Source organism: Pseudomonas bananamidigenes (genome assembly GCF_001679645.1).
GTDB classification, from domain to species: domain Bacteria; phylum Pseudomonadota; class Gammaproteobacteria; order Pseudomonadales; family Pseudomonadaceae; genus Aquipseudomonas; species Aquipseudomonas bananamidigenes.
This window is the reverse complement of record NZ_LRUN01000041.1, coordinates 145,400-165,231: the sequence shown is the minus strand read 5'-3', so window position 1 is coordinate 165,231 and position 19,832 is coordinate 145,400. Positions and strand designations below refer to the sequence as shown.

General features: G+C 56.9%; 18 protein-coding genes and 2 pseudogenes. 7 read left to right on the top strand and 13 right to left on the bottom strand.

Annotated elements, in window-relative coordinates:
• Window positions 1–53: 53 nt before the first annotated feature.
• Window positions 54–4,939: pseudogene (locus BBF94_RS15560) on the bottom strand (NAD-glutamate dehydrogenase).
• Between the two features lie 516 nt (window positions 4,940–5,455).
• Here BBF94_RS15560 and BBF94_RS15555 point away from each other — a divergent pair.
• The 7 genes from BBF94_RS15555 (at window position 5,456) to BBF94_RS15525 (ending at window position 12,922) form a co-directional block, all read left to right on the top strand.
• On the top strand, window positions 5,456–5,809 hold the full coding sequence (locus BBF94_RS15555) for a hypothetical protein (protein ID WP_065259872.1): 354 nt from the start codon (window positions 5,456–5,458) through the stop codon (window positions 5,807–5,809).
• A gap of 267 nt (window positions 5,810–6,076) precedes the next feature.
• Window positions 6,077–7,036: an AAA family ATPase gene (locus BBF94_RS15550; protein ID WP_065259871.1), complete on the top strand. Its 960-nt coding sequence runs from the start codon at window positions 6,077–6,079 to the stop codon at window positions 7,034–7,036.
• A gap of 5 nt (window positions 7,037–7,041) precedes the next feature.
• Entirely contained in the window at window positions 7,042–7,986 is a 945-nt protein-coding gene (locus tag BBF94_RS15545) for a DUF58 domain-containing protein (protein WP_065259870.1), read from the top strand.
• On the top strand, window positions 7,983–8,480 hold the full coding sequence (locus BBF94_RS15540; protein WP_065259869.1) for a DUF4381 domain-containing protein: 498 nt from the start codon (window positions 7,983–7,985) through the stop codon (window positions 8,478–8,480). The genes BBF94_RS15545 and BBF94_RS15540 overlap by 4 nt, the downstream gene beginning before the upstream one ends.
• Window positions 8,473–9,552 carry a vWA domain-containing protein gene (locus tag BBF94_RS15535; RefSeq protein ID WP_065259868.1) on the top strand — a complete coding sequence of 360 codons (1,080 nt, stop codon included), beginning with the start codon at window positions 8,473–8,475 and terminating at the stop codon, window positions 9,550–9,552. Before BBF94_RS15540 ends, BBF94_RS15535 begins: the two co-directional genes overlap by 8 nt.
• Window positions 9,549–11,285, top strand: a complete 1,737-nt coding sequence (locus BBF94_RS15530; RefSeq protein WP_065259867.1) for a vWA domain-containing protein — start codon at window positions 9,549–9,551, stop codon at window positions 11,283–11,285. The genes BBF94_RS15535 and BBF94_RS15530 overlap by 4 nt, the downstream gene beginning before the upstream one ends.
• The gene (locus tag BBF94_RS15525; protein ID WP_065259866.1) at window positions 11,282–12,922 is read left to right on the top strand and encodes a BatD family protein; all 1,641 of its coding nucleotides are present in this window, start codon (window positions 11,282–11,284) and stop codon (window positions 12,920–12,922) included. Before BBF94_RS15530 ends, BBF94_RS15525 begins: the two co-directional genes overlap by 4 nt.
• 372 nt (window positions 12,923–13,294) lie before the next feature.
• Here the strand turns inward: BBF94_RS15525 and BBF94_RS15520 are convergent, their stop codons facing one another.
• The 12 genes and pseudogenes from BBF94_RS15520 to BBF94_RS27620 all read right to left on the bottom strand — a co-directional run bounded on the left by BBF94_RS15520 (window position 13,295) and on the right by BBF94_RS27620 (window position 19,828).
• A complete protein-coding gene (locus BBF94_RS15520) occupies window positions 13,295–13,549 on the bottom strand; it encodes a DUF7660 family protein (protein ID WP_065259865.1) in 255 nt (84 codons plus the stop codon).
• Between the two features lie 630 nt (window positions 13,550–14,179).
• Window positions 14,180–14,314, bottom strand: a pseudogene (locus BBF94_RS27635) (IS3 family transposase); the annotation flags it as partial.
• Window positions 14,315–14,373: 59 nt separating this feature from the next.
• Window positions 14,374–14,745 carry a hypothetical protein gene (locus BBF94_RS15515; RefSeq protein WP_065259864.1) on the bottom strand — a complete coding sequence of 124 codons (372 nt, stop codon included), beginning with the start codon at window positions 14,743–14,745 and terminating at the stop codon, window positions 14,374–14,376.
• Window positions 14,729–15,907 carry a DUF637 domain-containing protein gene (locus tag BBF94_RS28180; protein WP_225875062.1) on the bottom strand — a complete coding sequence of 393 codons (1,179 nt, stop codon included), beginning with the start codon at window positions 15,905–15,907 and terminating at the stop codon, window positions 14,729–14,731. Before BBF94_RS28180 ends, BBF94_RS15515 begins: the two co-directional genes overlap by 17 nt.
• 113 nt (window positions 15,908–16,020) lie before the next feature.
• Window positions 16,021–16,434 (bottom strand): hypothetical protein, encoded by a 414-nt coding sequence (locus BBF94_RS15505; protein ID WP_065259862.1) that lies wholly within the window; start codon window positions 16,432–16,434, stop codon window positions 16,021–16,023.
• Window positions 16,435–16,532: 98 nt separating this feature from the next.
• On the bottom strand, window positions 16,533–16,790 hold the full coding sequence (locus BBF94_RS27205) for a hypothetical protein (protein WP_225875060.1): 258 nt from the start codon (window positions 16,788–16,790) through the stop codon (window positions 16,533–16,535).
• Window positions 16,791–17,076: 286 nt separating this feature from the next.
• Window positions 17,077–17,502, bottom strand: a complete 426-nt coding sequence (locus tag BBF94_RS15500; protein ID WP_225875059.1) for a hypothetical protein — start codon at window positions 17,500–17,502, stop codon at window positions 17,077–17,079.
• A 45-nt stretch (window positions 17,503–17,547) separates the two neighbouring features.
• Window positions 17,548–18,000 carry a hypothetical protein gene (locus tag BBF94_RS15495; protein ID WP_065259861.1) on the bottom strand — a complete coding sequence of 151 codons (453 nt, stop codon included), beginning with the start codon at window positions 17,998–18,000 and terminating at the stop codon, window positions 17,548–17,550.
• Window positions 18,001–18,227: 227 nt separating this feature from the next.
• Window positions 18,228–18,692, bottom strand: a complete 465-nt coding sequence (locus tag BBF94_RS15490; RefSeq protein ID WP_141676588.1) for a hypothetical protein — start codon at window positions 18,690–18,692, stop codon at window positions 18,228–18,230.
• Window positions 18,693–18,807: 115 nt separating this feature from the next.
• Window positions 18,808–19,149, bottom strand: a complete 342-nt coding sequence (locus tag BBF94_RS27625; protein WP_141676587.1) for a hypothetical protein — start codon at window positions 19,147–19,149, stop codon at window positions 18,808–18,810.
• A 10-nt stretch (window positions 19,150–19,159) separates the two neighbouring features.
• A complete protein-coding gene (locus tag BBF94_RS28435; RefSeq protein ID WP_225875061.1) occupies window positions 19,160–19,285 on the bottom strand; it encodes a hypothetical protein in 126 nt (41 codons plus the stop codon).
• Between the two features lie 117 nt (window positions 19,286–19,402).
• The gene (locus BBF94_RS27620) at window positions 19,403–19,828 is read right to left on the bottom strand and encodes a hypothetical protein (RefSeq protein ID WP_141676586.1); all 426 of its coding nucleotides are present in this window, start codon (window positions 19,826–19,828) and stop codon (window positions 19,403–19,405) included.
• Between the last annotated feature and the right edge of the window lie 4 nt (window positions 19,829–19,832).

Sequence of the window (19,832 nt, the reverse complement as noted above, 5' to 3'; positions counted from 1 at the left end):
AAAAAAAAGCCCCCACATCTCACAATGCAGGGGCTATTTCATTCAGCAGCTACTCAAGCAAGCTCAAGCTCCGCCGTCGCCGCAGCTGGCACGACCGCCTGACCGCTCAACGCCAGATCGTTCAGCTCACGGTTGGCCACCGCGTACATGGCGTAGTCCGAACCGCTGGCGGCACGGATTTCCACCAGCATGGCGCGCCAGCGCTGGATCATCGCGTCGTTCTGCTTCATCCACAGTGCCAGACGGGTTTCCACGTCCGAATCACCGCCGCCCGCTTGCAGAACGGCGATGGTGATCGCGCGTTGCTGCCAGTCGACGTCGTCGCGGAACGCTTCACGGGCCAGGGCCTGCCAGTTGTTTTCAACCGGCAAGGCGCTGATCTTCCCGTTGTACCAGGTGATGTCCAGCGCACTGCCCACGGCGAAGTACGCCTTGGCCACTTCGGCTGGATCCTGACCGGTGACGTCGGCTGCTTCGATGATCGGCAGCAGCGTGTAGAGGTGAGTCGTACCCGCCACCATGCGCGCCAGCAGTTCCGGTACACCGGCAGCCACGTAGGCCTGATAACGCTCCTGCCAGTTCTCGCGGATTTCGCCGCTCAGCAGCTCGTCCAGCTTCAGGCCCAGCTCCTTCAGGTGCGGACCGAAATGCGCGACGTCACGGGCAGCGTTCTGCTCGTTGCGACGGGCACGCAGGAACCAGCGCGTGGCGCGACGGCCCAGACGCATCAGCTCGTCCATCAGCTCCAGTTGCACGTCAGCGGAAACCTGGTAGTCCAGCGCTTCGATCTGACGGAACCAGTGCGGGAGGTGGAAGATGTCACGCACGATCACATAAGCACCCGCTACGTTCGCCGGGGTCATGCCGGTGGACTCTTTGAGCCTTTGAACGAAGGTGATGCCCATGTGGTTAACCAGATCGTTGGCGATCTGGGTGCTGACGATCTCGCGCTTCAGACGGTGACGGCGCATGGCGTCGGCGAACTTGCTGACCAGGGTCGGCGGGAACGCGGTTTCCATGTCGCGGGTCAAGTAGTCGTCGTCCGGCACCAGCGAGTCCAGCAGCTGCTGCTTGAGGTCGATCTTGCTGTACGAGATCAGTACCGACAGCTCCGGACGGGTCAGGCCCTTGCCGGTCGCGGCGCGCTCGGTGAGCTGCTCTTCGGTCGGCAGGTACTCGATGGCGCGGTCCAGCTTGCCACGGCCTTCCAGGTCGCTCATCAGGCGCTTGTACTCGGCGGCACGCTCGTAGGCACGGCGGGCAGCCAGGGACAGGGCCTGAGTCTGCTTGTAGTTGTTGCCCAGCACCAGACCACCGACTTCGTCGGTCATGCTCGCCAGCAACTGATCGCGTTGCTTGCCGGTCATGTCGCCGGCCTGAACCACTTCGTTCAGCAGGATCTTGATGTTCACTTCGTGGTCGGAGCAGTCCACACCACCGGCGTTGTCGATGAAGTCGGTGTTGGAACCGCCGCCATTGAGGCCGAACTCCACACGACCCAGCTGGTCATGCCGAGGTTACCGCCCTCGCCCACCACTTTGCAGCGCAGCTCGTTGCCGTTCACGCGCAGTGCATCGTTGGCCTTGTCGCCAACATCGGCGTGGCTTTCGCTGCTGGCCTTCACGTAAGTACCGATACCGCCGTTCCACAGCAGATCCACCGGAGCCTTGAGCAAGGCGTTCAGCAGCTCGGTCGGGGTCAGCTTGTCGGCCTGGATGTCGAAGCGCTCTTTCATCTGCGGCGAGATGGCAATGCTCTTCGCGCTGCGCGAGAAGATACCGCCGCCTTCGGACATGATGCTGGTATCGTAGTCGGACCAGGCCGAACGCGGCAGGTCGAACATGCGCTTGCGCTCGACGAAGCTGGTGGCCGGGTCCGGGTTCGGGTCGATGAAGATGTGCATGTGGTTGAACGCGGCAACCAGTTGCAGCTTGTCGGACATCAACAGGCCGTTACCGAATACGTCGCCGGCCATGTCGCCGATGCCGACCACGGTCACGCTGTCTTCCTGAACGTTGATGCCGCGCTCACGGAAGTGGCGCTGCACGCCAACCCACGCGCCCTTGGCGGTGATGCCCATTTTCTTGTGGTCGTAACCGGCCGAACCACCGGACGCAAACGCGTCACCCAGCCAGAAGCCGTAGTCGATGGCGATGCCGTTGGCGATGTCGGAAAAGGTTGCAGTGCCCTTGTCCGCCGCGACCACCAGGTACGGGTCATCGTCGTCATGACGCACGACGTTGGCCGGCGGTACCAGTTTGCCGTCCTTCAGGTTGTCGGTGATGTCCAGCAGACCCGAAATGAAGATGCGGTAGCAGGCGATGCCCTCGGCCGCGATCTCGTCACGGCTGCCGCCCAGTGGCAGGCGACGCGGCAGGAAGCCGCCCTTCGCACCCACCGGCACGATGACCGAGTTCTTCACTTGCTGGGCTTTTACCAGGCCCAGGACTTCGGTACGGAAGTCTTCTTCACGGTCGGACCAGCGCAGACCACCACGCGCAACGTTGCCGAAACGCAGGTGCACGCCTTCGACGCGAGGCGAATAAACGAAGATTTCGAACTTCGGAACCGGCTTCGGCAGCTCAGGGATCAAGTGCGGGTTGAACTTGAAGCTGAAGTACGACTTGTTCTGGCCGTTGGCGTCGGTCTGGTAGAAGTTGGTACGCAGGGTCGCTTTGATCAGGTCCAGGTAACGACGCAGGATGCGGTCTTCGTTGAGGACCTGAACGTCGTCCAGCGCAGTCAGGATGGCCTGCTCCAGACGCTGCTGCTTGTCGTCCAGATCGTCGCTGCCCAGCTTGCGGGCCAGATAGAAACGGGTCTTGAACAACCGGGTCAGTTCTCGAGCGATGTCGGTGTGGTTGTTCAGGGTGCTGGCGATGTAGCCGAGGTCGAAGCCCAGGCGGATCTGTTTCAGGTAACGGGCGTAGGCACGCAGCAGCGCGACGTCGCGCCATGGCAGGCCGGCGGTCAGCACCAGACGGTTGAACGCATCATTCTCGGCGTCGCCGCGCACGATGTGAACGAACGCGTCCTGCAGGGTGTCATTGAGCTGCTGGATGTCCAGCTCCATGCCTTCGGCTGCGGTAAACGCGAAGTCGTGGATCCAGAACTCGCGACCGTTGTTGTGGCGCAGGCGATACGGGAACTCGCCCAGCACGCGCAGGCCGAGGTTTTCCAGGATCGGCAGCACGTCGGACAGTGCCAGCGGGGTATCGGCGTGGTACAGCTTGCAGTGCAGCTCGCGTGGGCCGGCGGCCAGCGGCTGGTAGAAGCTCATCGCCAGCGGCTTCTTCTCGCTCAAGTTGAGCAGGTGCTGCATATCGACCACGGCCGAGTGCGCAGCGAAGCGCTCGCGGTAACCGGCCGGGAAGCCTTTCGGGAAATCAGCCAGTACGTCGACGCCTTTGGCTTCGCCGAGGTTTTCGACGATCAGCGCGGCGTAATCATCCTGCCAGCTGCGGCAAGCCTGGATCACTTCGTTTTCCAGTTGCAGCGGGTCGATGTCGATGCGGTTTTTCGGGTCTACGCGCAGGATCAACTGCACGCGGGCCAGCACGGACTCGGAGAAGAAGGTCCAGAACTCGCAGTCGGTCGCCTTCAGGCGCTCCATCAGCACTTGCTGAATCTTCTGGCGCACTTCGGTGGAGTAGATGTCGCGCGGCACGTAGGCCAGGCAGTAGCAGAAACGACCGTACGGGTCTTTGCGCAGGAACACGCGAATCTTGTTGCGTTCCTGGATCTGCACGATCGACATCACGGTGCTGAACAGTTCATCGACCGGGGTCTGGAACAAGTCGTCACGCGGCAGCACTTCCAGAACCTGGGCCAGTTCCTTGCCCAGGTGGGCCTTGGCCTGGAAGCCGGAACGACGCTCGATCTCTTCGACCTTGCGGCGGATGAACGGGATGACACGTACGCTTTCGCCATACACCGAAGAGGTGTACAGGCCCATGAAGCGGTGTTCCTTGATGACTTTGCCGTCGGCGTCGATTTCGCGGATCGACACGTAGTCCGGGTAGGCCGGACGGTGTACGCGGCTCGGGTGCGCAGCCTTGGCGAACGACAGCAGGGTCGGTTCGCGCAGGTAGGCGACGGCGTAGTCTTCGATGTGGCGGTCTTCGTTGGTCAGACCGGTGCGCAGCATCCGGGTCAGGCCGAGGAAGGAGTTCTGGTCGTATTCGATGTGGCCGCCATCGGCCTGATCGACAACGGTGAATTCTTCGTAGCCGAGGAAGGTGAAATGGTTGTTCACCAGCCATTCAAGGAAGCTCTTGATTTCGTTCTTTTCGTCGGCTTCGACGGCGAATGCGCTGTTATCGAGCCTGGTGAGGATTTCCTGCACCTTGGCCTTCATCGGCTCGAAATCGGCGACCGCGACGCGGACTTCACCCAGAACCTGTTCCAGTTCCTTGCTCAGCACATTCAATTCGGCCGCGTTGGCGCAGCGGTCGATTTCCAGGTACATCAGCGACTCATGCAGGATGCCTTCGCCGGTGGTGCCCTTCGGCAGAATTTCCAGCAGTTCGCCCTTGCTGCCACGACGCACGCTCAGCACGGTGGTCTGCAGGGTGTGGATGCTGTAGCCGCGGCGGTTCAGCTCGGTGCGCACCGAGTCCACCAGGAATGGCAGGTCGTGGTGCAGCACTTCGACCGCGGTGTGGGTCGACTGCCAGCCGTGACGCTCGTAATCGGGGTTGTAGACGCGCACTTGCGGTTGCGCGTGATCGAAGCGCTCAAGCAGGCGCCACGCAGAAAGAGTACAGCCAGCGAGGTCGGAGAGGCGACGCTGGGTCAGCTCGTCCAGGGAAATGATGCCGAAGAATTGTTCAGCGAACAGCGCCACTTGTGGCAGTGCCTGTTCACTGATGTGCTGCGCCAGTGCCGCTTGCAGTTGGTGCTGGAAGTCGGCTTTGCTGGCTGCGGTGAAGAACGCCATCTGTGGTACTCCGCTTGGGCTTGTTATTGATGGAAAGCGTCGCGTACAAAACCCCTTTCGGGGCGTTCCGTCGCCCTGTTCCTGAATCTCGGGCAGAGGAAACAGGGTGACAGGTGGGTGAAGCTGGACGAGACACTCAGGTCACATTCACCTTCCATGAATGGGCATCTGCAAAAACGACTGCCGGGGGCCGCCACGGGGCCTGCCGCAATGCCTTTACGGGTGCTCATCCGTTGCGCAGCTTAATGGCTGCGACAATGTGTCTGCTTGCAGTGCTGCGACATATTCGGTCATTGGCACGTAAACGAAGGCCTGCGCATCGGTAAACACTAGCATTCATGAGGCAGAACGCCGGTCTGAATGTCCGCTTTTACGGTACATCCGCGCCCGGAATGACCATTGACCTGTGTCGCGTTCACGACACATCCTCTGACACTCTCACATGCAGAAATTCCCCGGGGCTGGCAGAATCGCGCCCAATTGCGACCAACAAGCCCGCCGAGGCAGGAATTCCTCATGCAAATGACCACCGCCCTACTCATCGTCAACCCGTGCGACGACGAAGAAGACAACATGGCCATGCTCTGCTGCCACAGCGACAAGGGCGAAATGTTTCTTATGAGCCGCTATCCGGACGAGGATGAGCTGGAAATCACGCTGGAAGGCGAGCCGTCCACCCTGGATGGTGTAAAGGTCACCCTGACCAGAACCCTGCTGAAGATCGAAATCGCCGCCGCGGATGCCGATGCGCTGAACGGGGATGATGTGCTGGAAATCACCTACAACCCGGACATGGTCGATCTGGCCGAGGTCGAGGAAACCCTGAAGAACATTCTTGACGGTACTGGCACCTTTATCAGCCAGATTTGATGTCGGCTTGACGGCCCTTTCGCGAGCAGGCTCGCTCCCACACAGAGCGGTGTACGCCGCTCAAATGTGGAAGCGAGCTCTCGCGAAGAGGCCCCGAAGAACACTCCACCTCCCCGGCCCTACAAATTTCCAACAATTGCCCCGGTCATTACCCGCACTTTGCGCAAAATGCCGTTAGTCGCCACCCCCTGCGATGGATTAAAGTAACGCCCCCAGCCCCGGCGTTATCCGAACGCCTGTGGCCACCCTTTCCAGGAACAGTCATCGATGGAACATCGTGAAGCGCTGCTGGCGCTGCGAACCTTTCTTTCAACGCAGATTCTCGGCCAGGAAAAACTCATCGAGCGCTTGCTCATCGCCCTGCTCGCCGACGGCCACATGCTGGTCGAGGGTGCTCCGGGCCTGGCCAAGACCAAAGCGATCAAAGAACTCGCCGAGGGCATCGAAGCCCAGTTCCATCGCATCCAGTTCACTCCGGACCTGCTGCCGGCCGACATCACCGGCACCGAGATCTATCGCCCGGAAACCGGCAGTTTCGTGTTCCAGCAAGGCCCGATCTTCCACAACCTGGTGCTGGCGGACGAAATCAACCGTGCTCCGGCCAAGGTGCAATCGGCCCTGCTTGAAGCCATGGCCGAGCGTCAGGTCAGCGTCGGGCGCAGCACTTATGAACTGTCGCCGCTGTTTCTGGTGATGGCCACGCAGAACCCGATCGAGCAGGAAGGCACCTACCCGCTGCCCGAAGCGCAGCTCGACCGCTTCCTGCTGCACGTGAAAATCGGTTTCCCGGACGCCGCCGTCGAACGACGGATCCTGCAACAGGCCCGTGGCGAAGCCCTGAACGGTGAAACCAAGCCCGAGCGCCGGGTCAGTCAGCAGGCAATCTTCGCCGCACGCAAGGAAATCCTCGGTCTGTACATGGCCGACGCCGTGGAGGAATACCTCGTGCAACTGGTCATGGCCACGCGCAACCCGGCCAAGTTCGATCCGGAAATGGCCGAATGGATTGCCTACGGCGCCAGCCCCCGTGGCTCCATCGCCCTCGACCGCTGCGCCCGCGCCCACGCCTGGCTGGCCGGTCGCGACTTCGTCAGCCCGGAAGACATCCAGGCCGTACTGTTCGACGTATTGCGTCATCGCATCATTCTGTCGTTCGAGGCTGAAGCCGCCGGCATCGACCAGGATCGGGTGGTGCAACGGATTCTCGACGTCGTCGCCGTCGCTTGACCCCCATGAACGCCTCCCTGCCGTCCGAACCGGGCATTCGCCTCACCCTCGCCGAATTGATCGAGATGCGTCATCGCGTGCGGGAAGTGCAGCTGTTTTCCACGCCGAGCCAGCGCAGCCCGCTGATCGGCCTGCACCATTCGAAGTTCCGTGGCCGTGGCGTGGACTTCGATCAGGTGCGGGTCTACCAGGCCGGCGACGACGTACGCACCATCGACTGGCGCGTGACTGCCCGTACTCAGGAGCCGCACACCAAGCTGTTCCACGAAGAGCGCGAGCGGCCGATCTTCATCATGGTCGAGCAAAGCACACGGCTGTTCTTCGGTTCCGGGCTGATGTTCAAATCGGTGCTGGCGGCGCAGGCCGCGGCTTTGATCGGTTGGGCCGCGCTGGGCCACAACGACCGGGTCGGCGGGCTGGTGTTCGGCGACAACGAGCATTACGAGATCAAGCCACGTCGCAGCAAGCAAAGCCTGTTGCAATTGCTCAACCGTCTGGTTAAGGCCAATCAGTCGCTGCACACCGAGCGCGAGCCGGATCGCGATGCGTTCGGTGTCGCCCTGCGCCGGGCCCGGGAAGTATTGCGCCCGGGCAGTCTGGTGGTGGTGATCTGTGACGAACGGGCCCTGAGCGACAGCGCGGAGCAGCAATTGAGCCTGCTGTCGCGCCATTGCGACCTGCTGATGCTGCCGCTGTCCGATCCGCTGGATCACGCCCTGCCCGCCGCCGGGCTGCTGAAGTTCGCCGAACGCGGTGCGCAACTGGAGCTCGACACACTGAATTTTGATCTGCGCCAAACCTACCGCGCCCAGGCCGAAGCACGCATTGCCCGCTGGGAATTGCTCGCGCAAAAACTGCGGGTATTGCTGATGCCCTTGAGCACCCAGAGTGAAATGGTCGAGCAGATGCGCGAGTTCCTCAACCCGCAACGTCCGGGGAGCGTTCGATGAACGGCCTCGAACAACTGCAACCGCTGATGTCTCCGCCACCGATTGCCTTCTGGCCGCCGGCGCCGGGCTGGTGGCTGCTGCTTTTGTTGCTGCCGCTGCTCGGTTTCGCCCTGTGGCGCTTGCGCCGGTTCATTCCGGTCAAGAAGAAACCCGTCGTGCGCGCCGAAATCCCGCTCGATCCTGTGCGCATCGCTGCGCTCGCCGAGCTGGCACAAATGGTCAAGCCCTACGACGGCGCGCCGGCCGGTGCCTGGCTGCAGCAGCTCAACGGCCTGCTCAAACGCCTGTGCCGCAACCATTATCCCTACAGCCAGAGCCACACCCTCAACGGCCGCAAATGGCTGGCGTTTCTCGACAACCGCTGCCCCGCCGCCGGCCTGACCCGCTGGATGGTGCTGGTGGAAGGCGCCTACAAGCCCGAGTGCAAACTCGACGACAAGGCCATCGCCGGCCTGACGCAAGCTGTCGATACGTGGATCCGCAAGCATGTTTGAGTTCGCCTGGCCGTGGATCTTTGCGCTGTTGCCGCTACCGTGGCTGATGCGCCTTGTGCTGCCGGTGGCGGACAGCGGCGAACCGGCGTTGAAAGTGAGCTTCCTCGGTGATCTGGAAGGCCTCGCCCGTCGCCGTGCCCGGGCCAATCTGCCGGCCTGGCGTCAGCAGGCGCCGTTCATGTTGCTGTGGCTGTTGCTGCTGATCGCCGCCGCCCGCCCGCAATGGCTCGGCGAACCGCTGCCGATTGCCGCCAGTGGCCGCGATCTGCTGGTGGCGGTGGACGTGTCCGGCTCCATGGACTTTCCCGACATGCAATGGAACGACGAAGACGTCAGTCGCCTGTCGCTCGTGCAGCATCTGCTCGGTGATTTTCTGGAAAGTCGCGACGGCGACCGGGTCGGTCTGATCCTGTTCGGCAGTCAGGCCTATCTGCAGGCGCCGTTGACTTTTGACCGACACACCGTTCGGGTCTGGCTCGATGAAGCGCGAATCGGCATTGCCGGCAAAAACACCGCCATCGGCGACGCCATCGGCCTGGCCCTGAAACGCCTGCGCATGCGCCCGGCGCAAAGTCGGGTGCTGATTCTGGTCACCGACGGTGCCAACAACGGCGGCGAAATCGAGCCGCTGATCGCCGCAAAACTGGCCGCCAATGAAGGTGTGAAAATCTACCCCATCGGCATCGGTGCCGATCCCGAGGAAAGCGGCGCCACGGCACTGCTCGGCGGCAACCCGACCCTGGACCTCGACGAGCCGGCACTCAAGGCAATTGCCGACGCTACCGGTGGCCGTTATTTCCGTGCCCGCGACGGCAAGGAACTGCAAGCGATCAAGGACACCCTCGACCGACTCGAGCCGGTAGCCCAGCAACCGACCGAGGCTCGCCCGGCACAAGCCTTGTATCACTGGCCGCTGGCGCTGGCCTTGTTGCTGAGCATTCTGCTGGTGGCTCGCGAACTGTGGCCGGACAACCCGTTGCAACGCCTGTTCACCAAGGAGCTGTATCTGCAAAGCCCCCTGCCTGACTGGCGCGAACGCCTCAAGCGTCTGCGTCTGCGGAGGCGCCGATGATTGCGCTCTGGCCGCACTGGTTCCGTCCGTGGTGGCTGCTGTTGCTGCCACTGCTCGGCTGGCTGATCTGGCAACTCTGGCATCGGCAGAAGCGCGCCGGGCGCTGGCAAATGATTCTGCCGCCGGCGTTCCATGCCGCACTGCTCAGCGGTGGCAACGGTCGCGACAGCAAATTGCCTTGGGTTGCGCTGGCCGTCGCTTGGCTGCTGACGGTTGTGGCGCTGCTCGGACCGAGCTGGGAGCGGGTCGAACAGACCAGTCAGAAACCGGCCGATCCGCTGGTGGTGGCGCTGGAGTTGACTCCGGAAATGCTCGCCACCGATTCGCCCCCCACGCGCCTGGAGCAAGCCCGACGCAAGCTGTTCGATCTGCTCAAAGCACGCAGCGATGCGCAGACCGCCATCGTCGTTTACGCCGGCAGCGCCCATACGCTGGTGCCGCTGTCGGATGATCTGGCGACCAGCCGCAACCTGCTCGACGCCCTGAAGCCATCGCTGATGCCGGAGAGCGGCCATCGCGCCGATCTTGCCGTGCGCAAGGCACTTGCCTTGCTGGAACAAGGAGCGCTGGGTCAGGGCCGTATTCTGCTGATCGGTTCTTCGCTGTCCGATGAGGAACGCCAGGGCATTCGCCACGCGTTGAGCGGGCAATCGGCGCAGTTGCTGATGCTTGGCGTCGGCACTGCCGAAGGAGCGCCGATTGCTCAGGAGGACGGCAGCTTCCTCAAGGACGCCCAGGGTGCGATCCGCGTGCCGCAACTCGACAGTCCCGGCCTCGGTGCCTTCTTGAACGCCATGGGTGGTGAATACCACAGCGCACGACTGGACGAATCGGACCTGCGCAGCCTCGGTCTGCTCGACGGCCCACGCAGCCTGCGCAACGATGGCCAGACCCTGCGCCTCGATACCTGGGCTGATCAGGGTTACTGGCTGCTGTTGCCACTGTTGCTGCTCGCCGCCTGCGCCGGTCGCCGTGGCTGGTTGTTCTGTCTGCCGCTGCTCTTCTGTCTGCCGCAACCGAGCTACGCTTTCAATTTCGAAGACCTGTGGTTGCGTCCCGACCAGCAGGGCCTGCATCTGCTGAAACAGAAGCGTCCGGCCGAGGCTGCGCAACACTTCGAAGACCACCAGTGGCAAGGCCTGGCGTTGTACGAGGCCGGCGATTACAGTGGCGCCGCCGAGCGTTTCGCCGAAGGCAGCGATGCCCGCGCCCACTACAATCGTGGCAACGCCCTGGCGAAAAGCGGTGAACTGGAAGCGGCGATCGACGCCTATGAACAGGCGCTGGAGCTGCAACCGGATCTGCGTCCGGCGCTGACCAACAAGACGCTGGTGGAAAACCTGCTCAAGCAGAAAAACACCCCGCCGCCGACCGAGCCCGATAAGCAACCGACGCAGCAAAACGTGCCGGGCGACGAACCACCGCCCGCCACTGCGCCGCCACCAGCGATCAAAAATGACGCGCAAACTGAGGCCCACCCTGCGGAGTCAGCGAGCGAACCACCGCCGACCACCCCGCCACAGCCGGGCCCCAACGAATTGCCGGACAGCGCGCCGGACACGGAACAGAACACGGCTCCGACGCTGAACCCCGGCGAGGACAACCTCGAAGGCGAGCAGCGTCAGGCACTGGAGCAATGGCTGGGCAAGATCCCGGACGATCCGGGAGAACTGCTGCGGCGCAAATTCTGGTACGAACAGCAACAACATCAGGATCAGGAAAACACTCGATGACCCGTTTCACCGCCCTCTTGCTGCCCCTGCTGATCTGCACGGCCACCGCTCAGGCGGCCGAGCTGACGGCCAGTGTGGATCGCAGTCGCCTGAACTCCGGCGAGACGGTGGAACTCACCCTCGAATCCAACGATGTCACGCAGTTCGGCAAACCGGACCTGACCCCGCTGGAGCCGCTGTTCGAAGTGCGCGGCACGCGTCAGGTCAACCAGCTGAACACGCTCAACAACGAGAACCGCGCCACCACCCGCTGGATCATCACCCTGCTGCCGAAACAGAACGGCAGCGTTGAGATTCCGTCATTGAAACTGGGTGAAACCCAGAGCCAGCCGATCACCGTGCAGGTGGTGGAAAGCGACGTAACCGAAGAAAAGAATGTGCTCGACCCGGTGTTCATCGAGTCCAGCCTCGACCAGAGCAGCGTCTACGTGCAGGCCCAGGCCGTCCTGACCCTGCGCATTTACCATTCGGTGTCGCTGTACGACGACAGCAGCGTCACCCCGTTGCAGATCACCGATGCACGGGTTGAACAGCTGGGCGATACACGCACCTACGAGAAAGACATCAACGGCGTGCGGCATGGCGTGATCGAAATGCGCTATGCAATCTTCCCGCAACACAGCGGTTTGCTGACCATCACCCCGCAAACCTTCAGCGCCACACAGGTGGACACCCAGCCTGCCAAGGACGCCAACGCACAGGGTCCGAAACCGGGCAAGGTGTTGCGAGTGACCTCTACGGAAATCCCGCTGACGGTCAAACCCAAACCGATCACTTACCCGGCCGATGCGCCGTGGCTGCCGGCCCGCAGCCTGAGCCTCAGCGAGAGCTGGAACCCGGAACCTGATCACTCTCAGGTCGGCGACTCCCTGACCCGCAGCCTGACCCTCAAGGTCGAAGGCCTGGCCAGCTCACAACTGCCCGCCCTGCCGGCCACCGAGGCCAACGGCCTGCGTCGCTACCCGGACCAACCGGTGCTCAATAACCAGAGCAGCGAGCGTGGCCTGATCGGCAGCCGCGAAGAACGCGAAGCCCTGGTGCCGAGCCGCAGCGGTTCGATCGAACTGCCGACCGTGGACGTGGTGTGGTGGAACACCTTCGAAGATCACCTGGAACACACCAGCCTGCCGGCCCGCACCCTGCAAGTGGTGAACAACCCGAGCCTGCAGGTCGACACCCCGGCCGGCAGCGCGCAATCCTTCAACACCGCCGACAGCGAAGCGCTGTGGTGGTGGAAACTCAGCACACTGATCCTGGCCTGCACCACCCTCCTCGGCTTCGGCCTGTGGTGGCGCGCCCGCTGGCAACCGGCAATCCTGCGCGCCACACAAACCGGCCCGAGCCCGCGCACCCTGCTCGACGACATCAAACGCGCCAGCCAGGCCAACGACCCCCACGCCACCCGCCAGGCCCTCGACGCCTGGGCTCGCCAACAACCGGAAACCCTCGCAGAAATGGCAGCGCGCTTTGTGCCGCTGTCGGATGCGCTCGACGGGCTGAACGGCGCGCTGTATAGCGAGACCGGGCAGCATTGGCAGGGTGAGGATCTGTGGCGGGCGATCCGCACGATTCCGACGGCGGAGCGGGTGCAGGATCCGGCTGGGGACAGTGGGTTGCCGCCGCTTTATCCTAAGTAAGCGAAAGAACACCGGCAAACGACATCAAACGATGCCGCACGTCGCGCTCGAATTCGTTTCCGGGGCTGGAAAAAAGGGGACACCCATTAGCCGGTCTCAAGTCAAGGTTAAAAGCCACCACGCCCTGCAGATTTCAACTGCAGGGTTTGCTCCGCAATTCAACATGATCGGTTGAACCCGTCGAACCCGTTTCCTCTTCATTGGCTACGACCGAGTCGCCACTCAGATTTAGTGGTTCGAGCCCGGTCCCTTTTTGGTTGGCCGACCATCACCTGATTCACGCTTGAGGCAAAACAGCGTCTGGCATCAAAAGCTGCCCCTTCTTCAGAACTAGACAGTCATCCAACAGATCGTCAGGCGCTCCGACTGACATCACTCATAAACGCTTGCCGCCGACAGAATCTTGGCAAAGGTCTTCCAGCTAGGTTGCAGAACCTCTGAGTCCCCAGAGTTAAGGACATATCCCTCAATAGAATTAACCCAGGCTTCCATTGCATCCAAGTAACTTTCCAGCGTCGGGTTCTCCCATTCATCAGGCTGTTGCAACAATGTTTCACGAAACACATGGAGAAATTTTGCAAAATCTTCTCTGCTTTTTATTTCGTCTACTCGGTCGTCGAGGTCCATAGGTGTCCTACTTACAAATATCACGAAAAAAAAAAATGATCACACCTTCATTCAGCATTGAGAAGGGGAAAAATTCATTAATCAAATAAATGCGCCCCCTTCACTCCAGCCACCTCGCCTCTCTTATATAAGAATTAAACTTCCCACCACCTTGATCAAGATTTAATCGACCGCAGCTCTTACAACGATAAACCGTCACCGCACCCTGCCCGATCAGATCATAAAACTCTTCTTCCGGCAACCAACGCTCTGAGAGCGCCTCCCCAACTTCATCTATTTTCCGTTCAGAAACCAACGAAAACTCGGACTCAGATGTTCCATGAGACATGGTTGATGACATTACCGCAGACACAAGCAAATTTCGGCATAATCATTTACTTCCTTGAGGTCTACTATAGCGGGTTACGGTGCCGTCGGCTTTCTGGAAGAAAATTGTCTTTATGCTCTGAGCGTTCGGCTTGCCCCACCTACGACTTGCGATCAAAGACATATCAGTAATCGAGGGGTCACCTGTACATATACACCACTTGTCTGATTGGACTTCTTTTCAATATTTCTAAGTATTTTCTAAAAGGTGACAGATTTATTTAATCAAATAAATCTGTCACCTTTTTTGTCACCTTTTTTTCTGGTCGTTTTGCCTTGAATCCCGTAGCGCTCCTGAGCCTCCTTATAACTCAGCTCGCCTCTTTCGACCTGGTCGACGACCGACAATTTAAAAGTCAGCGTGTAGTCTCGCTGGCTAAGCCTTTTTGCTGATTCCATTACTTCCTCCTGAAAACAGATCAGAAGGTGTAAATCTAATTCAGGACGGGATAGTCAAATCAACCTGATAAAAAACGCTTACGCAAAAACACCCTGTAATTCATAGGGGCTGCCTCAATCAATTTTCCAACATTTCCTCCAAGAGCTAAAAAATTATCGACTATGGACTCGACAAAGTAATAATTGAGTTCCGGATCCTCACCGAGCTCAATTTCAAAACCACTAAAAAACGAAAGAATATTTTCAAGTGTATTCTCGCGCGCCAACGATCCACCTAAAGCTTCGTACGCCGAGATGTAGTACGAGCTAGCGATTACACCTTCTGCGCCACCAAATTCAAGTAGCGAGTTCTCTAACGATTCCTTCGAGAGCATTTCTGAAGTTTTCAGAAACCCCAAAAATTCTTTAAACCGGTCATCGACCAAGCGCATTCTCGATATCCTTCACAAGTTCTTTAGCAAAATCTACATCTCGTTGACTGTAGGGATATTTCCCAGGAGGTTGATTATCCGCATTCCGAATAAAATCATTTAATCGAAGTTTAACTTCAACTGCCTTCTGTTCGTGACCGGCGGGAGACAAAAGCTCACCGGTTGCTTTTTCATAACGGACGGCGTCCGCCAAACCACCATTCCCAACCCTGCTGCCAGTTTTATCCGCTCCGTAATAGGAGGTCAAAATCTTTTCCAACTGCTCACTGTCCGCCGCACGATAGGTCGGCCCGAATCCACCTTTGGGAGGATTGACGTTGGGTTTTGGGCTACCCGGTCCTTCAGAGTTGGTGCCGCTGTCAGCCGATCCCAACGTCCCGCCTTTGCTTGTTTCCTTCCCACCTCCAGGCGTTTTGATCGTCGGCGCTATGGCAGACACGCTCTGCGCTAAACCTTGGACAGCCGCCATCGCCAATTCATGACTGATACCGAGTGTCTGGACAAGCGTGTCGGCAAGAGCTGCAACCGTATGCCCGGCGGTAATGCCCGCCAGCATGTTCTGGAAGCCATAGTTCTCGGTGATCAGCAGATCAAAGAGGTGAGCGGCTTCAGGTGATGCAGAAGCGGCCAGGTCTTTGAGTTTCTGGGCTTTGCTCTCCGCGTCGGCAACCAGACTGGAGAAGGGACCGCATCGATCCGGATTGGATGCACACTGTGCGACCGCCTCAATATCCTGTTTCTGGCTCAGCTCATGGTATTCGCCATAAGCCTTGTTTGCGCAGGTCGAGTCGTTTCCGCAGTTGATCATCTCCTTCGCAGCGCGCTCAAGATCCGAGTGCGACAGGTAGTTGTACTGCGTAGCCGTGGCCGCAATGTTCGCAGCGATATTGGGGTCGGTCCCGGCAAGCACAGCAGAAAGCACGGCCATCAACTGTGACATCGCCAACAGGTTGGCTTTGGACTGACCGGCCCCCGGCATATTCGGATCGTAATCGGCAGGCAGTATCAAATCCGCCAGGTATTGAACCATGGCCTCGTTGGCGCCACCCGCCAGCGCTCCGGTCTTGAAATCTCCGCCCATGGCCATGGATTTCAGACCACCCACGAGCGCGTGCGCCGCAATCTTGGTCGGGCTTCCATCCACCAGATTCAGGTTGCCGATTTTGTTGGCCGCCAGGAAAAAAGGGGACAGAATTATTTAATTAAATAAATCCGTCCCCTTTTGATTCTTTGATTCCAACAGCTAATCAAACAATCCTGTCTCCCTTTCTTTCATTACGGTAGCTGAATCAGTACAACTTCCTCAGAATCTTTGGGTAACTCCAAGAGATGTTTCCATCCCTCAAGAATTTTTTGCCATTCCTGCAAGGTAAACTTGCTTTCTGGCTGACCCATCCAGTCGTCGTTCATCGAAATATCAACCTGTACACCAGTTGAGTCAATATTCAAAACAACGTCGTTCCCCCCGGCACAAATTGATTGCTCTGTTCCATCCAGTACCGACGCCAGATACCCAAGCAGCCGATCACAGCTTGCGGGGGTTTGTGCAACAGCACCTAGCGTGCTGCAGACATAAAGCTCATAGCGTTGAGCCCCCTCCTGCCCGGGGCTCACCTGCGCCATGTCATAAAAGACCTCACCCAAAACAGGGTGAGGTCCGGCCCAATGATGAAAAAATTTTAGTTCCATGAGTGCACCCAAATTTTGCGCCACCTCCGTGAGGTGGGGAGGCCGGCCAGATGATTCTCAGATTTATTAATCAAAGAAATGCGCCCCCTTCACTCCAGCTACCTCGCCTCTCTTATATAAGAATTAAACTTCCCACCACCTTGATCAAGATGTAATCGACCGCAACTATTACAACGATAAACCGTCATCGCACCCTGCCCGATCAGATCATAAAACTCTTCTTCCGGCAACCAACGTCCTGAGAGCGCCTCCCCAACTTCATCTATCTTCCGTTCAGAAACCAACGAAAACTCGGAATCAGACGTTCCATGAGACAGATTGATGACATTACCGCAGACACAAGCAAATTTCGGCATAATTATTTACCTCCTTGAGGTCTATTATAGCGGGTTACGGTGCCGTCGGCTTTCTGGAAGAAAATTGTCTTTACAATCAAAAGGGGACAAATTTATTAATCAAATAAATCTGTCCCCTTTTTTTTGTCCGCCAGAAAAAGTTTCAGCAATGCTATCGGTCAATGGCCCAGGCTTAATCACCACAATAAGGACAGAGTTATTTAATCAAATAGATCTGTCCCTTTTTGATTCTAAATAAATCTATCCCCTTCCACTCTGCATTCTTTTCCTGGCCCTCTTTACCTCATTATGGCAAAGTTAATAGATCCACCTGCCCGGAATCTTCAGGGCGTTCAAGAAGGCTTTTCCATTTTTCAATAACCATCCGCCACTCCATTAATGAAAAATGACTTTCCGGCTGTCCCATCCAGTCATCATTAACCAAAATATCCACTTGTACACCTGAGGCATCCATATTAAGCAGCACATCATTACCACCTTCAATGATAGTGGTTTCCGAACCTTTTTCAATTGCGTCGATGGCGTCTAGAATTCGGTCACAACTCTCGGGGGTTTGTGCTATCGCAATTAATACTCCGCACACGTACCTGTCATATCGTTTCGCTCCTGCTTGCCCCGGCAAGGTCTCCGCGGCAGCGTAATACACATGGCCCACTACAGGGTGGGTTCCGCCGTATCTGTAGAAAAATTTTAATTTCACTTTCTGATCCATTTTTTGAATCAAAAGGTGACAGATTTATTTAATCAAATAAATCTGTCACCTTTTTTTAGAGAGTTCAAGCTCCGAGCAAATATATTCAGTGAGCGCAACCAAATCTTCGTACGCTGCTGGACCTAGTGAAGGTTCGTGAATAGACAGATAGGCAGCAGCAGTCATATTTGACTTCAACGCACACTCACTTACCTCCCATAGCCTGGAGGGGGCTATCATCCAATTAGTTCCGGGAAGACCTTCGCGCTGTCTTCCCACCATCGACCATGGCAACGCGCCCTTATAATTTTCAACAACACGCTTTAGCTTTTCAACATCGTTTTCTCTAACTTTTTTGAACCTGAAAGCGATGAATGGGAGAAATGCAGAATGATCTTGACGCTGCATCTTGTTCCCGACCATAACCTCAGGAAAACGCTGCTGATACTTTCGCCACTCCAAGACACCAATCTCGGCAATAACATTCAAAAGACGACCTTCATCATTTTCAATCTTCATAACTTAAGGACCTTTCAACACATCAGAAATCTTAGCGCCGTCTAGGTTAAGCCTCTTGATGTGTTGTTTCCAATCGTCTTTTGGAATCGGAGTCGCGGACAGACGTGGGTCGTAAACGTAACGGCCATCTGCATAAAACGGAATGATGGTCGGAATCCACAGGCACCGTCTTTCGGTGTCAGTCCCTGCCCCCCGCTTTTCACACCAAAACTTGATCGACCACCACTTCAGAACACATTGTTATAGTCATACATATACTGCTCATACTCATCGATACTCCAAACATGGCCGTCCAAACGATCAACCATAACAACCCCATCGGTTTTTTCCTCCTCCGACCCAATAACTGCCAAACTAAAAGACCAAACCAAGGGAGGTTTTTTCGCTTGATCCTCTATACCGATAACCCCACTCTCCCCTATGTATTTTTTTGCTATTTCCAGTGCCGCTTTATGGGAGACAACACTAGCTCGATACTCAACCGGCACGCTAAAGCACAAAATCTTACGCTGCCGCAAATCGGAAACCACCGAAACCAGCTTCACCCTATTGACATTTACACGCAAATAACCCGAATACCTTTTACCATTTTCACAAACAAAGCTTTTATCAAATAGACGAATAACCTTAAGCTGTGACGCCTCAACATCATCACACAAATATAAATCACATTCTCTTTTCATAAAATCCATTCACCCATGGATGGATAATTACACCACCGTTGAGCAAAAAAAATGGACAAAAAAAAGAGACAGATTTATTAAATCAAATAAACCCACCCCTTTTTCAATCCCCTTACGACCCCCTTTACGATTTTCTAAATCGAGGATCACGCTGCATCAAATTCAAAACTTCGCCCCAATTCCAGAGAATGCCTTCCACGTGATCACTTGGAATTTCTTGAACAGCATCGCTATGTGGAAATTCCAACATCGCCTTCTCGCAACAAAAGTAAAATCTATTGAAGCACTCTTCTCCGACATCCCTGAGCACTATAAAACTTTGAGCTTGCTCATCCAGCGATTCATATATTCTTCCAAGACAAGCCTTATCCAAGCTTTCAAGATAGATTCTCGTCCCCTCAACGATGCAATCAAAAACACCTCTGGAGGTAGCCCAACCAACTCCATCAGCAATAGCGATATACATACCCACAATATCACCTCAAGATCAGGATTTTATGTTTAGACGCAGCCGGTAAATTATCGATCCAGGTTTTCACTAGGCTCTGATTCTCCACAGTCAAGTTCCTGAAATCAAGCGGAACGATATCTGCCTTGTCGATGTGCTTTATAAGCTATTCATCAAAAGGTGACAGATTTATTAAATCAAATAAACCCATCCCTTTTTTTTCACTCTCCCTTTGCACTCCTTGCACTACTTTTCATCTCTGGTACAAGATTCAAACCACATCCGTCCAGATATCTATAAATTCCCGATTATTGCGCTTTTTTGTTAGCCATATATAAAAATCATCAAACTCTTCTTCCGACCAAGGATCCAGTGGATCGAGCTCCACTACTGAGTATTCAAACGCAAGATCGCCCTTGGTCAACCCGGCAAAAAAAACTTCATTAACATCCATTTTCTTGTGAACAGAAACTCTCCACGCCGGGTCACTAAAAAGCATCTTGTGATCATTCACAAAAAACACAGGACCTTCGGGTGAAGAGTAAACCCCCATAAAGCCACCAGGAAATCGTACATAAAAAGCTTTATTTCGGGGAACTCCTTGACCCGACCGTTCTTCCGAGATCGGATTGTATTTCTCATCACACAACAACAAAAATCGTCTGTCACTTTTGTGCCGCAACAAGATCGTATCCATTCTC

What these genes read in the sequence shown, in the direction of transcription:
- BBF94_RS15555 (WP_065259872.1), top strand. Translation starts at nt 5,456, where the DNA reads ATGCAAATGACCACCGCCCTACTCATCGTCAACCCGTGCGACGACGAA.
- BBF94_RS15550 (WP_065259871.1), top strand. Translation starts at nt 6,077, where the DNA reads ATGGAACATCGTGAAGCGCTGCTGGCGCTGCGAACCTTTCTTTCAACG.
- BBF94_RS15545 (WP_065259870.1), top strand. Translation starts at nt 7,042, where the DNA reads ATGAACGCCTCCCTGCCGTCCGAACCGGGCATTCGCCTCACCCTCGCC.
- BBF94_RS15540 (WP_065259869.1), top strand. Translation starts at nt 7,983, where the DNA reads ATGAACGGCCTCGAACAACTGCAACCGCTGATGTCTCCGCCACCGATT.
- BBF94_RS15535 (WP_065259868.1), top strand. Translation starts at nt 8,473, where the DNA reads ATGTTTGAGTTCGCCTGGCCGTGGATCTTTGCGCTGTTGCCGCTACCG.
- BBF94_RS15530 (WP_065259867.1), top strand. Translation starts at nt 9,549, where the DNA reads ATGATTGCGCTCTGGCCGCACTGGTTCCGTCCGTGGTGGCTGCTGTTG.
- BBF94_RS15525 (WP_065259866.1), top strand. Translation starts at nt 11,282, where the DNA reads ATGACCCGTTTCACCGCCCTCTTGCTGCCCCTGCTGATCTGCACGGCC.
- BBF94_RS15520 (WP_065259865.1), bottom strand. Translation starts at nt 13,549, where the DNA reads ATGGACCTCGACGACCGAGTAGACGAAATAAAAAGCAGAGAAGATTTT.
- BBF94_RS15515 (WP_065259864.1), bottom strand. Translation starts at nt 14,745, where the DNA reads ATGCGCTTGGTCGATGACCGGTTTAAAGAATTTTTGGGGTTTCTGAAA.
- BBF94_RS15505 (WP_065259862.1), bottom strand. Translation starts at nt 16,434, where the DNA reads ATGGAACTAAAATTTTTTCATCATTGGGCCGGACCTCACCCTGTTTTG.
- BBF94_RS27205 (WP_225875060.1), bottom strand. Translation starts at nt 16,790, where the DNA reads ATGCCGAAATTTGCTTGTGTCTGCGGTAATGTCATCAATCTGTCTCAT.
- BBF94_RS15500 (WP_225875059.1), bottom strand. Translation starts at nt 17,502, where the DNA reads ATGGATCAGAAAGTGAAATTAAAATTTTTCTACAGATACGGCGGAACC.
- BBF94_RS15495 (WP_065259861.1), bottom strand. Translation starts at nt 18,000, where the DNA reads ATGAAGATTGAAAATGATGAAGGTCGTCTTTTGAATGTTATTGCCGAG.
- BBF94_RS15490 (WP_141676588.1), bottom strand. Translation starts at nt 18,692, where the DNA reads ATGGATTTTATGAAAAGAGAATGTGATTTATATTTGTGTGATGATGTT.
- BBF94_RS27625 (WP_141676587.1), bottom strand. Translation starts at nt 19,149, where the DNA reads ATGTATATCGCTATTGCTGATGGAGTTGGTTGGGCTACCTCCAGAGGT.
- BBF94_RS27620 (WP_141676586.1), bottom strand. Translation starts at nt 19,828, where the DNA reads ATGGATACGATCTTGTTGCGGCACAAAAGTGACAGACGATTTTTGTTG.